The sequence below is a fragment of the Mesorhizobium sp. WSM4829 genome (genome assembly GCF_055811475.1).
In genome coordinates this window covers 1-13,782 of the sequence record NZ_JBVVQJ010000011.1, presented here as the reverse complement: position 1 = coordinate 13,782, position 13,782 = coordinate 1, and the positions used below count along the sequence as shown (strand labels likewise).

Sequence of the window (13,782 nt, the reverse complement as noted above, 5' to 3'; positions counted from 1 at the left end):
GAAGTGCCCCGTCTCTTTCGGGGGAGGTTCTAACGGCCGCCGTCGTTCGACGGCTCGAGTGTGTTCCCACTAGGAACGTTATGGGAGGAGTACAGATGAAAAAGCTCTTGATCGCGGCGCTTGCCGTGACCCTTATGATTGGCGGATCATTCGCTGCGATGGCACAGCAGGCCGGCAAGGTCGGCGTCGTCGTCAAGATCGGCGGCATTCCGTGGTTCAACGCAATGGAGGCGGGTATCAAGGAGCGCGGCGAGAAGCTCGGGATCGACGCATTCATGGTCGGCCCGACCAGCGCTGATCCAGCACTGCAGGTTCGCGCCATCGAGGATCTGATCGCGCAGGGCGTCAAGGTCATCGGCGTCGTGCCGAATGATGCGAAAGTGCTTGAACCGGTCCTGCAGAAGGCCAAGGACGCCGGCATCATCGTCATCACACATGAATCGCCTGGCCAGAAGGGCGCCGACTGGGATTTCGAACTCGCGTCCGCCACCGGCTTCGGCGAGGCTCACGCCAAGCTCCTGGCGGAGAAGATGGGCGGCAAGGGTGAGTATGCAGTGTTCGTCGGCTCGTTGACGGTGCCGCTGCACAATGCCTGGGCCGATGCGGCAATCGAGTATCTGAAGAAGAATAATCCCGACATGAAACTCGTCGGCGAACGTTATGGCGTCGCCGAGGATGTAGACAAGAGCCGCAGCACTGCGCTTGACCTGATTTCCGCAAATCCCGGCCTGAAGGGCTTCCTCGCCTTCGGCAGCCAAGGCCCGATCGGCGCTGGCCGCGCAATCGAAGAGCGCCGGAAGGTGGGCGAAATTTTCGTGCTCGGACCATTCTCGCCAGGCCAGGGCCGGAAGCTCATCAAAAGCGACGCGATCTCCGGCGGCTTCATGTGGAATCCGAAGCAGGCGGGCGAGGTTTTCGTCACGCTGGCCGACCATCTCATGAAGGGCAAAGAGATCAAGGATGGCGATACGATCGAAGGGCTTGGGACAGTCAAGCCGGACTTCGAAAACCGTAACATCATCGTCGATCAACTCGTCCCCATCGACAAGGATACTGTCGACGATCTCGCGGCGATGGGCCTGTAAAGCCTCCCAGGGCTAATGGCAGTCGGGCCCGGCCTCGAACCGGCCCGGCTGCAGGATTGCAAACGCGATTGGATCCAGGTTTCGACTCGATGGCTGATCAGGCACTCGATGGCGCCGCACCACGGCCGCTGCTGTCGCTCCGCAACGTCAACATGACGTTCGGCGGCGTGAAGGCGCTGAAGAATGTCAGCTTTGAGGTGTTGCCGGGCGAGGTGCATTGTCTTGCCGGCGAGAACGGCTCCGGCAAGAGCACGCTGATCAAGGTCATTACAGGCGTGTACAAGCCCGAGGCGGGCGCCGAAATCGATTATGATGGCCAGAGCTACTCCCATATGTCGCCGGTTACGGCGCAGGCCAGCGGAATTCAGGTCATCTGGCAGGATCTCGCCCTGTTTCCCGAGATGACTGTCGCCGAGAATATCGCGTTCCAGACCGTCATCGGCCGCTGGCCGCGGCTGGTGAACTATGCCGAGATGCGTCGGGTCGCGATCAACGCCTTGCAACGTCTTGGTGTTACCTTCGATGTCGATCTGGCACTCCACCACTTTCCCATCGCACAGCGGCAGATCGTAGCAATCGCCCGCGCCCTCGTCGGTGAGGCAAAGCTCGTCTTCATGGACGAGCCGACGGCGTCGCTCACCCAATCCGAAACCGACTATCTGCTGGACGTTGTGCGCAATCTGTCGGCGTCGGGTGTCGCCGTTGTGTTCGTCAGTCATCGCCTGGCGGAGGTTGTTGAAATCTCCAGCCGCGTCACCGTGCTGCGCGACGGCGCCCTGGTTGGCGTCTATCCAACCAAAGGCCTGACCCAGTCGCGCATCACCGAGTTGATGACGGGCAAGACCTTCGACTATTCCGTCCTGCATCGGGATTTGAGCAGGAGCCCGGTCATGCTTGAGGTCAAGGGACTGTCGCGGCCCGGCGAATTCGACGACGTGTCCTTGACAGTCCGGCGCGGCGAGACGCTCGGCATCACCGGGTTGCTCGGGGCAGGGCGCACCGAATTGGCGCTGACATTGTTTGGCATGCGCAAGCCGAAATCGGGCTCTGTCGCCCTGGATGGCAAACCCATTCGCTTCGGTTCCAACCGTGACGCGATCGCCGCCGGCGTCGCCTATCTTTCGGAAGACCGGCTGTCGCTCGGTCTCATTCAGCCCCAGGCAATCGCCGACAACATGGTCATTGCCTCGCTGGACAAGATCCTTTCAGGCGGTTTCATTTCGAGCGATCGCAAGCGATCTCTGGTCAATCGCTGGATAAGGGACCTCGGCGTCAGGATCGGAAAGCAGGACGACGCGATCTCGACCCTGTCAGGGGGAAATCAGCAACGTGTCGCCATTGCAAAATGGCTGGCGACCGACCCGAAGCTGCTTATCCTCGACGCACCGACGGTCGGCGTCGATGTCGGCGCGCGCGCCGGCATTTTCGACATCGTTTCCAAGCTGGCGGACAGCGGCCTGGCCATTATCCTGATCTCGGACGAGGTGCCTGAAGTCTATTTCAACGCGGACCGCGTGCTGCACATGGCTCAGGGGCGCATTGTCGGCGAATTTACGCCGGGCGCTACGACCCTCCAGGCGATGGAGGAGGCGGTCTATGCGTAGGTTTGTCCGCTCCCACGCAACGGAACTGGCTTTGCTCGCCGTTATCGCAGTCATCTGCGTCTTCCTTTCGGTCGCGACAGACCGGTTCTTCACCCTCGGCAACGCGTTTGACCTTCTGAACACCAGCTCGGTCAACATCCTCTTCGCCGTTGGCCTGCTGGTCGTGCTGATCGCCGGCGGCATTGACATTTCCTTCGCGGTTGCTGCCTCCGTTGTGCAATATCTGACCGCGACCGTCCTCGGCTGGATCGGCGGCGGGAATTGGATTGTCGGCTTCATCATCGCTGGCGCATTGGGCGTCGCGTTGGGCTGCATCAACGCCTTCCTGATCCACGGGTTCAGGATCATCTCGATCGTCGCCACGATTTCGACTTTCAACATTTTCTTCGGCTTGCTGATGTTTTTCACAGGCGGCGTGTCGATCTACAACCTGCCGGACTGGCTCACCACCCGCGTCGTGCTGTTCGAGCGAGAGATGGCTGACGGGACCTGGGCGGAGATCACCCTGCCTGTGATCATTATGGCCATATGCGTGTTCGCTACCTGGGCGTTGATCACGCGCACCACCACTGGCCGCCAACTCTACGCATTTGGCGACAACCCGGAGGGCGCGCGCCGCTTCGGCATCAATATCGGTGCCATGCAATTTATCGCCTTCGGCTGGCTTGGCCTGATGGCGGGTATCGCCGGTCTCGTCCAGGCGCATTACGCGCAGGAGGTTGTGCCGAATGCCCTTTATGGGCGCGAACTCGACGTCCTGGCAGCGGTGGTCCTTGGCGGTGCGCGGCTTGGCGGCGGCAAGGGCAGCGTGCTCGGCTGCATTCTGGGCGTTCTGTTGGTCTCGATTACCCAGAACGGACTCAATTTGATGGGCGTGTCGCCTTTCGCGTTCAAGATGATCGTCGGCGCCATCATTCTTGCCGCAATCACGCTTTCGAATACCAGCATCGAACGCCTGCTGCCGTTCCTGAAAAGCCGACGGATGCCTTCATGACGGTTTTGATTGAACGCGTCCGCAATGCGCTCGGCCCCGAACTTGCAGGTCCGTTTGCCGCGTTCGTAGCTGTCATGATCGTGTTCGGTTTTGCCGCGCCGAACTTTCTTTCCCGCGCTACCTTTGGATCCGTCGCCTTCCAACTGCCGGAACTCGGCCTCCTCACACTCGCCATGCTGCTGCCGATCCTGACCGGCGGCCTGAACCTGGCCATCACCTTCACGGCCAACATGGCCGGCCTGACGCTGGCTTGGGTACTGCAAAGCCAGGGAGGCGTCGAAGCGGGCGTCGGCGCCTTTGTGCTTGGCTCGGTCCTTGCCATCGCGGTCGGCGCACTGAGCGGGCTGATCATGGGGCTCGTCATCGCCTACACCAAGGCTCACCCGATCCTGGTCTCGCTGTCGATGATGATCTTCCTGCGCGGTCTCGGCGAATTCCTGACGCGCGGCGGCGACGTGTCCGGCATTCCTGGCTTCCTGGCGCCGATCGGCTACGGTTCGATCATTGGCATCCCGGTGCCGTTGCTCATCTTCATCGCTTGCGTGCTGATCTGGCACGTCTTGCTGACGCGCATGAAGCTAGGCTTCAACACCTACATGATCGGCTCCAATATCGAGGCCACGCGCTATTCCGGTATCAATACGCGCAAAGTGCAGATTCTCGTCTACACATTGTCCGGCGCGATGTGCGCGGTCGCCGGCATCATCATGCTGGCGCGCTTCAATTCGGTGCGTGTCGGCCACGGCGAGTCTTACCTGCTGATCACCGTGCTTGCCTGCTTCCTTGGCGGGGTCAATCCGTTCGGCGGCTTCGGTCGGGTGATCCCGGTCTTCGTTGCGCTCGTCGTGCTCCAGCTTCTGTCCTCGGGACTCAATCTGATGGGCGCAAGCCAGCACCTTGCGACGGCAGTCTGGGGCATCCTGATGATCACGGTGATGATCCTGCGCTGGCTTGCCGGGCGCCTCAAATTCCTGAACACAAACAGAGGGTGAGTTAGATGCATGGTTTTGGGGTCCACACCTCGATGTGGACGATGAACTGGGACCGGGCCGGCGCAGAGAAGGCGATCGCGGCTTCCGTCAAATACGGGATGGACTTTATCGAGATCGCGCTTCTGAACGCGCCGGCGGTCGATGCCGCGCACACACGCGCCCTGCTCGAAAAGCACAATCTTCCTGCCGTTTGCTCGCTTGGCCTGCCGGAGAGCGCCTGGGCTTCGGTGCGGCCGGATGCCGCCATCGAACATCTCGAAGTGGCGATCGACAAGACTGCTGAAATGGGCGCGCTGGCGCTTTCCGGCGTGATTTTTGGCGGTATCGGCGAACGCACCGGCCTGCCACCGACCGAAAAGGAATACGACAATATCGCCCACGTGCTGACCGTCGCCGCCAAGCACGCCAAGAAGCGCGGCATCGAGCTCGGAATCGAGGCGGTGAACCGCTACGAGAACCATTTGATCAACACCGGCGCGCAGGCCGTCTGGATGGTCGAGAAAGTCGGGGCCGACAACATCTTTGTTCATCTCGACACCTACCACATGAACATCGAGGAGAAGGGGGCCGCCAACGGCATTCTGGCTGCCCGGGACCACCTGAAGTACATCCACTTGTCTGAGAGTGATCGCGGCACACCAGGCACCGGCAACTGCCCCTGGGACGAGATCTACGCGACGCTGGCGGCGATCGGCTTCAAGGGCGGACTGGCCATGGAAAGCTTCATCAACATGCCGCCGGAAGTCTCCTACGGTCTCTCGGTCTGGCGGCCGGTTGCGAAGGACGAGGCAGAAGTGATGGGCAATGGCTTGCCGTTCCTGCGCAACAAGGCTCGCCAATACGGTCTGATCTGAGACGATGGGTGACGGGCAGAAGGCGGACGGCGCAAGGATCGCCGTATTCGATGTCGGCAAGACCAACATAAAGCTCTCCGCAATGACGCTCGACGGCGTGCTCGTGGAGAGCCTCTCTGTCCACAACGAAGTGCGGCCTGGTCCACCTTGGCGGCAGCACGATCTCAACGGCATTAGCGACTGGCTGTTCGGCTCGCTCGCCAGTTTGTCCCGTCATCATCCGCTGGAAAAGGTGGTCGGCACCGGACATGGCTCCGCAGGGGTCTTGGTGAACGCAGATCCCGACGAGACTTGTGCCCTGCCGATGATTGACTACGAGCAGGATCTGCCGCCTGCAATTCGCGAAGGCTACGCGCCGCTTTCGGGCGATTTCTTCGATCGCGGCAGCGCGATCATGCTGAAGGCTGCCCACCAGGCGCGCCAGCTGTACTGGATGCAGCAGGTTGATCCGGAGCGCGTCGCTCAGGCTCGTTGGTATCTGGGCTTGCCTCAATATTGGGCCTGGCGGCTGTCAGGCGTGCCATCGGCCGAAACGACGATCCTCTCGGCGCAATCCCATCTGTGGAACAATGTGCGCAAGCAGTGGTCGCCCATTGTGGCGGGGCAGGGATGGCAGCGCCTCATGCCACCATTCCATCCGGCCTGGGAGAGGTTGGGGCCAATCCGGCAGGATCTGGCGCGCCGGCACGGCATACCGGAAGAGCTCTCTGTCCTGACAGGCGGCCACGACAGCAGCCTGAACCTCTACCGCTACCAGGCGGCAGGCATGCGCGACGCCTGCGTGATCTCTACCGGAACCTGGATCGTCGGAATGTGCGCGGCGACACCTCTCGATCAACTCGATGAAAATCGCGGAATGGTGCTGAACAGCGACGTGACAGGACGCCCGGTCGGCGGCGTTTTGACCATGGGCGGACGAGAGTTCAGTCATGTGGCAGGGCAGGGGCAAGAAGGAAATGCAGCCGACGCTGCGCTGGTCAGTTTGCTGATTGAGCGCGGCACCTTCGCATTGCCGTCGTTCGGCGACGATGACGGCCTGTTTCCAGGCAGTGCCGGGCGCGGCCGGTTTGAAGGGCCGCCTGCAGAACCCCCTGCAGAGCGCAAGGCGCTCGCGGTGCTCTACGCCGCGCTGCTGACGGTAGAATGTATCGATGCGCTGAACGAAAACGGGCTGGTTGCATTGGATGGCACCTTCCTGCGAGACCCGCTCTACGCCACACTGGTTGCCGCACTACGGCCAAACGCCGAAACGGTCTACAACCTCGACTCCTGTGGCACCGCCTCGGGTGCGGCGCTGCTTGGCGAACACGAAACGCGTGACACGCCGGCTCCGATCGCGCTCAGCCTGCCGACCACCTTTGCCGGTGATCGTGAGGCGCTCGCAGCCTATGCACAGCGGTGGCGCGAACTGGCGAAGCGAAACAACTTGCAACAGCGCAAGACCAGCAAAAGGAACGATCGATGACTGATGACAGCGCTTTGCGCCGCGAAATGGTGGATGTTTGCCGCCGGATGAACTCCAGCGGTATCAACCAGGGCAATGCCGGCAATTTGTCGGTGCGCTCTCGCGACGGTTTCCTGATCACGCCCTCGTCGCTGCCCTACGAAACGATGACGCCCGAAGACATCGTCGAGATGGGCTTTGACGGCACCTATGTCGGCCGACGGCCCTCCTCGGAGTGGCGCTTCCACCGTGACATTTTGAAAGAGCGGCAGGAGATCGACGTCGTGCTGCATTGCCACTCGCTCTACGCCACGACGCTGGCCTGCCATCACAAGACGATCCCGAGCTTCCATTATATGACAGGGGTGGCGGGCGGTACGACCATCCGCTGCGCGGAGTACGCAACCTTTGGCACGCAGGCTTTGTCCGACAATGCCTTGGTTGCACTCAAGGATCGCCTAGCCTGCCTGCTCGGTCAGCACGGCCAGATTTCGCTTGGCAAGACCATGGAAGCGGCGTTGTGGCTGGCGAACGAGGTCGAAACCCTGTCGCGCATGTATGTCCAGGCGCTCAGCCTTGGCGAGCCGCCGGTCCTTTCCGACGAGGAGATGGCGCGGGTGATCGAGCAGATGAGGAAGATGAGCTATGGCCAAGCGCCGGATCCGGAGGGAACGAACGATCTGGCGCGGCCGCGCGACGCTGCGGTCTAGCGCAGCTTCGGCAGATTTTAGTGGAAACAGGTCTTTTTTTCGCGCTGGGTGGAAGGTGAAGACTGAGATGTCCTCCTTCACGGCAAACGGTGAATCAAATCGTTCAGCAAAAGCAGCGTCGCGCCGGCGAAGACAGCCGCAGCCGCGTCGTCCAGCATGATGCCGAGTCCACCCCTTACCTTTTCATGCACGACGCCGATGGGCCAAGGCTTGGCGACGTCGAAGAACCGGAAAGCAAGGAAACCTGCTGCCCACCAGACCGGGTCGAGCGGCAGCATGGAAAGCGTTGCGGCGGTGCCGAAGGTCTCGTCAATGACGACGATCTGCGGATCCTCCGTCCTGGTATGGGCGACGACACGCGACGACGCCCATACTCCCACGGCGAAAAAGGCGAAATAGGCGAGCACGATCAGCCAAGGCGATGCAGGTATCAGGACCGCGGCAACGGCCACTCCTACGCCCGCGCCGGCGGTGCCCGGCCATACCGGAGATAATCCCGCGCCGGCAGAGGTCGCGAGCAGGTAAGCAAGCCTGGGCAGTAATTTACGCATGGCGTTTCGAACGGCTTCCCGGTGAATTGCGGATATGCGTTGTATCAGTCTTTCCGGTTACTTCCGCTAATGCGGTCGCGCAAAAGCATGCCCTCGGGCGTGAGCCGGTCAGGCCGCGACGCGCTATAGACCGCCAGTCGATTTTTGCGACAGCGGACACAACGGGCGTTGCGCTGACCACCTCGATCGGCGCCGACGGGCTGGAACGAACCCTCAATTTGCCGGTTAAACGTCGACATCATCGGAGGAGCCAAGTCATCATGATCGCCGGTCTCATGAAACGCCGTATCGACCCGCTATGGGAGCACGCCGCCTCTCCGCTGATCGGGATCGGCATGACCCCGAACCAGGTTACGTCAGGCGGGCTGGTGCTCGTCGCCCTGTCGTGCGCCGCCTATCTGTACCACCAGTCGAGCCTCGCCTTTGGCCTTTGCCTGGCATTTGCCTTCACCTTCGACGCGCTCGATGGGGCGGTTGCCCGTCGCAGACATATGAGCACCAAGGCGGGTGGCTATTTCGACGCCATGGCCGACCGTTATCAGGAACTTGCCGTGTTTGCGGCAATAGGCTGGGTCGCCGACCTGTGGGCGATCGCCATGATCGCGTTCGCCGGCGGACTCCTCACCAGCTACGCCAAGGCGCGGACGGCGATCGAAATCCCCATAGAAAACCACGCGTGGCCGGATTTCTTCGAACGGATGGAACGCCTGGTGTTCATTTGCGTGCTGTTGGTCGCCGACGGCTTGGCGACCGCCATGGGCGCCGCTTCGCCCTGGATTCTGACGGGCGGGTTCGCGCTGTACGCACTCGTGGCCAACGCGACAGCGCTGCAACGGATCAATCGCGCATTTGCGATGCTCAAACGAGCCGACGCGAAGCAGCCGTGAGACGGCGAAATCCCATAAGGATGAGGCGGCCCGGCGCTCCCTGCGTGCCGGATGTCAGCACCCTTCGTTAGACCGTTTCGAGCCGGCTGAACCGAACCGGGATGATTTTGCGGGTCTTCAGTTGTCCTGCCGAATCCTTGTCGATGACCGTCAGCAACTGCCCTTGTTCAGGGCCTACAGGCATAACCAGGCGGCCCCCCGGCTTGAGCTGTTCAAGCAAAGCCGGCGGCGCCCGCCCCGCCGCGACGCTGACCAGGATCTTGTCGAATGGAGCGTGCTCGGGCCAGCCGCGAGAGCCGTCCCCGACACGAATGCTGACATTGGATAGACCGAGGTCCTGCAGCAGAGCCTCGGCATGGCTTGCGAATTCCTCGATGATTTCGACGCTCCAAACGTGCCCGGCGAGTTCCGCGAGGATTGCGGTTTGGTAACCCAGGCCGGTGCCGATCTCGAGCACCGCCTCGTGCGGTTGGAGAGCAAGGAGATCGGTCATGAGCGCGACGATGAACGGCTGCGAGACGGTTTTGTCGAAGCCGATCGGCAGTGGCATGTCCTGGTAGGCATAAGGCGCGACCGAGCTTGGCACGAACAGATGGCGCGGCACCTGCTGCATCGCTGCCATCACCCGTTCATCGAGCGCCGTCTTGCCGAGCTCCTCGCTTGCAAGGTCGGTATGGATTGCAATCATCTCGACCATGTGCCTGCGCAGCACTGCGAGGTGCTCTTCGTTCATTGGCTTCATGACCGTCGGGCTTTCTTCAACCAGGCTTGCTGCCAGATACGCTTATATCCTGTTCGTCACAGCAACGCCCGTCATCGTTTCCAGTTGCGGGTGGCACACGGCGACCGGAGGCAATTTTGGCCTTGCGCCTGGTCGATATCGGCGGCGGCCCTGGAGATCCGATGACATGCCGCCATAACGGTATGTCCTGGATCGCGGTGATTGAAGGATGAACGGCTGAATCGCGTGCTGCGTGGGCAGCCGGCGATCTCGACTGGGGCGGTTCCTAAATATCCAGCTAAAGTCCGGAAGCCGCTACTTTATCGCTTCCGGGAGTGCTGAGTGGAACTCGCCGGGGCCTCTGCCTTGCCGCTGGGCCGCCGCGGTTGAATCCTCATCAGCTAAAGTAGTGAAATCTGATGGAACTACCGGCCCTGATGTGCCATTTTACCACGTCGTGAGAGAAGACGAAGGCAAATGAGCCAGCACAATGCCACTATGATAGGCGTCGTGGTGCCCATGTTCAATGCCGAGAGAACCATTCTCCCGACGCTGACCAGCATCTGCCAGCAGAGCCACCAGGCGCTGGACATTATCGTAGTGGATGATGGGTCGACGGACCGGTCCGCGTCAATCGTGGCCGCCTATGCCGAGCAAGATCGGCGTATAAGCCTTTTCAGGCAGCCGAACGCAGGTGTTGCGCACGCACGCAACAGCGGCGCCGCTGCCACCGATGCGGAGTTTCTAGCGTTCGTGGACGCGGATGATCTTTGGGCTCCATCCAAAATCGCTCTGCAACTGCGCGTTCTGCAGGAAGGAGGCTCGTCAGCTGGCCTGGCATATTGCTGGTTTGCGGAGATCGACGAGCACGGTCGGATATTTTCCTTCAAACAGCCCGATGCTGAGGGTCGCGTGCTGCAACGCATGTGCAGAAACAACTTTGTCGGTAACGGAAGTTCGATGCTTGTACGTCGCTCCGCATTCGAGCGGGCAGGACAGTTTGATCCTTCCCTGAGGGCGAGGAACGCACAAGGCTGCGAAGATTTTCTAATGTGCCTCAGAATAGCGGAGAATTACGAGTTTCGTGTCGTGCCACAACATCTAGTGGGTTACCGGAGGACGATCGGCAACATGTCGAGCGATGTCATGCAGATGTTTCGTTCGTATGAAATTGTCATAGCCGAGTTTCGCGAGAAATATCCGCAATTTGGGAGCGATCTCAATGCCCATCTGCTTGACACGATCAATGGGCTTGCCGTGAGAGCTTTGGTTCAAGGGCGGCTTTCCGCAGCCTGGTACCTGTCGAAGAAGCTCTTTGTCCTGGAGCCGCGCACGGCCATTTCACGTCTGCCTCACACGGTCGACGTCTTCTGCCGGGGGCTGGTTCCTCGCTGGATCAAGGTTCGAGTGAAACGGATGCGAAACGCCCAGCCTCGGCCTCTTTATGAAAAGATTTATCTGGAGAGGTGAGCGCGTCCCTGTTCGGGCGTGCCGAGCCGGAGCTGTTGAAGCTAGATGCTTGATGCCGGGCTTTGGCGGCGCACGCGGCAATCACGTCACTGCCCGGACCCTGAGCGGCCACCAGAACGATCTTGGCCGGACCCACATCTCCATAGGACACGTGCAACGTAAGCGCTGTTCCGGTGGCATCTTTCGCGCGTTGACGTGAGGGACGATGTTCGGAGCCTTTGAGGGCTTCGACACAAGACGATTTCAGAGCTTACGCTTAAATCCAGCGATCGCGCGCCCGCGCGCCGGTTCGAGGTGTTCACGGGCTCCGGTCGGCGGCGCGAATGGCTGCCGGAGGAGAAGGTGCGGATCGTGACGGGAAGCTACGAAGCCGGCGCGACCGTGAGCGCGGTGGCGCGGCGATACGCTTTGTCCCCGCAGCAGCTGTTCGCCTGGCGTCGGGCCGCTCGTCAGCCGTTGGCGGAAGCGCCGGCACCGGAATCGTTGTTTGTTCCGGCGGTGATTGCAGCGTCGAGGCCTGAACCGGCGGCAAGGCGGCGGCGGAAGCAGAAAGCCGCCCGAGACGCCGGTGTGATCGAGCTGGAGATCGACGGCATCACCATGCGCGTTGGCCGGGGTGCGGATGCGGAGACCGTGACCGCAGTGATCCGCGCGCTGAAGGCGACGTCGTGATCGGGCCGACGGGCGCGGTCAAGGTCATGGTGGCGACGAAGCCGGTCGACTTCCGCAAGGGTGCGGAGGGGCTGGCTGCGCTGGTGCACGAGACGATGGGCGCCGATCCGTTCAGCGGGGCCGTCTACGTCTTCCGGGCGAAGCGGACGGACCGGATCAAGCTGATCTTCTGGGATGGCACCGGCGTGTGCCTCTATGCAAAGCGTCTGGAGGACGGGGAGTTCCGCTGGCCGAAAGTGCAGGACGGCGTGATGCGGCTGACGGCCGCGCAGCTGTCGGCGCTGCTCGAAGGTCTCGACTGGCGGCGGGTCCATGAAGCCCGCCGGACGCGTGTTCCGGTTCAGGCGGGCTGAGCCGCGACCAAGTGAATCAGCCTGGATTCCGCTTTCGCGGGCTGTCGGCGAATATGGTCTGATCCGCTCATGGTGATGACGGCTGACCAGCTTCCCGACGATCCGGACGCGCTGAAGGCGATGGTCCTGGCGCGCGACGTCGAGAATGCCCGGCTGATCCAGATCATCAAGGAATTGCAGCGTCATCGCTTCGGCCGTCGCGCCGAAAAGCTTCCCGAAGATCAGTTGCTGCTGGGGCTCGAAGAGGCCGAACAGATCGAGGCGGCCGGCGGAAGCGGCCGAGAGGGCTTCTCCGGACCAGCGACAGGCAAAGACTGCCAAACGCCGGGCCAACCGGGGCTCGCTGCCGGCGCATCTGCCTCGCGTGGAGATGGTCGTCGACATCGAGGACCATGCCTGCCCGGGCTGCCGCAATGGCTTGCATCGGATCGGTGAGGACGTGAGCGAGCGGCTCGACATCGTTCCGGCGCAGCTGCGTGTGATCGTCGTGCGCCGGCCCAAATATGCCTGCCGCGCCTGTGAGGACGTGGTCGTTCAGGCTCCGGCACCCGCCCGGCTGATCGAGGGCGGTTTGCCGACCGAGGCGACGGTCGCTCAGGTGCTGGTGTCCAAATATGCTGACCACCTGCCGCTCTACTGACAAGCGCAGATCTATGCCCGGCAGGGCATCAATCTCGACCGGTCCACGCTCGCCGACTGGGTCGACCGCGCCGCCTGGCATCTGCGTCCGGTGCATGAACGCCTGCTTGGCAAACTGAAGGCTTCGCCGAGGCTGTTCGCCGACGAAACCACGGCGCCGGTGCTCGATCCGGGCCGCGGCAAGACGAAGACTGGGCAGCTGTGGGCCTATGCCCGCGATGACCGACCATGGCAGGGGAGCGACCCGCCGGGCGTCGCCTATGTCTATGCGCCGGACCGAAAGGCCGAGCGTCCGATCGCTCATCTCGCAGGCTTCACCGGAATCCTTCAGGTCGACGGCTATGGCGGCTATCGCGTGCTGGCCGAGAAAAGCGGCGTGACGCTCGCCTTCTGCTGGGCACACGTCCGCAGGCGCTTCTATGAACTGGCAGCCGCCGGTCCCGCACCGATCGCCAGCGAGGCGCTCCGGCGCATCGCCGAGCTCTACAGGATCGAGGATGACATCCGTGGCCGGTCGGCCGACGAGCGCCGCACAATTTCAGGAATATAGCCGCGCTACCGTCGCCGATCTCGAACCCTGGCTGCGCGAGAAGCTCGGTCTGATCAGCCAGAAGACCAAGCTCGCCGAGGCGATCCGCTACACCCTCTCGCGCTGGGAAGGCCTCACCCGCTTCCTCGACGACGGCCGCATCGAGATCGACTCCAATACAGTCGAGCGCTCCATCCGTCCGATCGCCATCTCGGGGTCATTCTGCCCATGTTGGGCAGGAGATCGAGGTCCATTACCGTTGGCACCCGTATTTCGG

The 13,782-nt window shown here is 61.9% G+C and carries 14 protein-coding genes and 1 pseudogene; 13 read left to right on the top strand and 2 right to left on the bottom strand.

Translation table 11 applies throughout. The features are described 5' to 3' along the window. Window positions 1-95 precede the first annotated feature (95 nt). The 7 genes from AC0L17_RS13010 to AC0L17_RS12980 all read left to right on the top strand — a co-directional run bounded on the left by AC0L17_RS13010 (window position 96) and on the right by AC0L17_RS12980 (window position 7,683). Window positions 96-1,085, top strand: coding sequence for a substrate-binding domain-containing protein (locus AC0L17_RS13010; RefSeq protein ID WP_473516118.1), 990 nt, complete (start codon window positions 96-98; stop codon window positions 1,083-1,085). 89 nt (window positions 1,086-1,174) lie between these two features. Then, on the top strand, window positions 1,175-2,689 hold the full coding sequence (locus tag AC0L17_RS13005; RefSeq protein WP_473516117.1) for a sugar ABC transporter ATP-binding protein: 1,515 nt from the start codon (window positions 1,175-1,177) through the stop codon (window positions 2,687-2,689). Next, complete coding sequence (locus AC0L17_RS13000; RefSeq protein ID WP_473516116.1) at window positions 2,682-3,683, top strand: ABC transporter permease; 1,002 nt, start codon at window positions 2,682-2,684, stop codon at window positions 3,681-3,683. Before AC0L17_RS13005 ends, AC0L17_RS13000 begins: the two co-directional genes overlap by 8 nt. Continuing rightward, window positions 3,680-4,675, top strand: a complete 996-nt coding sequence (locus AC0L17_RS12995; RefSeq protein ID WP_473516115.1) for an ABC transporter permease — start codon at window positions 3,680-3,682, stop codon at window positions 4,673-4,675. Before AC0L17_RS13000 ends, AC0L17_RS12995 begins: the two co-directional genes overlap by 4 nt. A 5-nt stretch (window positions 4,676-4,680) precedes the next feature. Continuing rightward, window positions 4,681-5,529 carry a sugar phosphate isomerase/epimerase family protein gene (locus AC0L17_RS12990; protein WP_473516114.1) on the top strand — a complete coding sequence of 283 codons (849 nt, stop codon included), beginning with the start codon at window positions 4,681-4,683 and terminating at the stop codon, window positions 5,527-5,529. A gap of 4 nt (window positions 5,530-5,533) precedes the next feature. After that, complete coding sequence (locus AC0L17_RS12985; RefSeq protein WP_473516113.1) at window positions 5,534-6,994, top strand: FGGY family carbohydrate kinase; 1,461 nt, start codon at window positions 5,534-5,536, stop codon at window positions 6,992-6,994. Further along, a complete protein-coding gene (locus AC0L17_RS12980; protein WP_473516112.1) occupies window positions 6,991-7,683 on the top strand; it encodes a class II aldolase/adducin family protein in 693 nt (230 codons plus the stop codon). Before AC0L17_RS12985 ends, AC0L17_RS12980 begins: the two co-directional genes overlap by 4 nt. 77 nt (window positions 7,684-7,760) lie before the next feature. Here AC0L17_RS12980 and AC0L17_RS12975 read toward each other — a convergent pair whose 3' ends face one another. Further along, window positions 7,761-8,234 (bottom strand): phosphatidylglycerophosphatase A family protein, encoded by a 474-nt coding sequence (locus AC0L17_RS12975; protein ID WP_473516111.1) that lies wholly within the window; start codon window positions 8,232-8,234, stop codon window positions 7,761-7,763. A gap of 260 nt (window positions 8,235-8,494) precedes the next feature. On the opposite strand from AC0L17_RS12975, the gene AC0L17_RS12970 reads away from it, so the two are divergent. Further along, window positions 8,495-9,121 carry a CDP-alcohol phosphatidyltransferase family protein gene (locus AC0L17_RS12970; protein WP_473516110.1) on the top strand — a complete coding sequence of 209 codons (627 nt, stop codon included), beginning with the start codon at window positions 8,495-8,497 and terminating at the stop codon, window positions 9,119-9,121. A gap of 67 nt (window positions 9,122-9,188) precedes the next feature. Here the strand turns inward: AC0L17_RS12970 and AC0L17_RS12965 are convergent, their stop codons facing one another. Continuing rightward, window positions 9,189-9,863, bottom strand: coding sequence for a protein-L-isoaspartate(D-aspartate) O-methyltransferase (locus AC0L17_RS12965; RefSeq protein WP_473516109.1), 675 nt, complete (start codon window positions 9,861-9,863; stop codon window positions 9,189-9,191). Between the two features lie 456 nt (window positions 9,864-10,319). Here AC0L17_RS12965 and AC0L17_RS12960 point away from each other — a divergent pair, with 456 nt between their 5' ends. The 5 genes and pseudogenes from AC0L17_RS12960 to tnpC form a co-directional block, all read left to right on the top strand. After that, a complete protein-coding gene (locus tag AC0L17_RS12960; protein WP_473516108.1) occupies window positions 10,320-11,312 on the top strand; it encodes a glycosyltransferase family 2 protein in 993 nt (330 codons plus the stop codon). A gap of 294 nt (window positions 11,313-11,606) precedes the next feature. Further along, entirely contained in the window at window positions 11,607-11,984 is a 378-nt protein-coding gene (tnpA, locus tag AC0L17_RS12955; protein WP_473516107.1) for an IS66-like element accessory protein TnpA, read from the top strand. After that, complete coding sequence (gene tnpB / locus AC0L17_RS12950; RefSeq protein ID WP_473516106.1) at window positions 11,981-12,337, top strand: IS66 family insertion sequence element accessory protein TnpB; 357 nt, start codon at window positions 11,981-11,983, stop codon at window positions 12,335-12,337. The genes tnpA and tnpB overlap by 4 nt, the downstream gene beginning before the upstream one ends. 69 nt (window positions 12,338-12,406) lie before the next feature. Next, window positions 12,407-12,772: a transposase domain-containing protein gene (locus AC0L17_RS12945; RefSeq protein ID WP_473516215.1), complete on the top strand. Its 366-nt coding sequence runs from the start codon at window positions 12,407-12,409 to the stop codon at window positions 12,770-12,772. Beyond that, a pseudogene (gene tnpC / locus AC0L17_RS12940) lies at window positions 12,663-13,719 on the top strand (IS66 family transposase); the annotation flags it as partial. The gene AC0L17_RS12945 and the pseudogene tnpC, both read left to right, overlap by 110 nt. Window positions 13,720-13,782 lie beyond the last annotated feature (63 nt).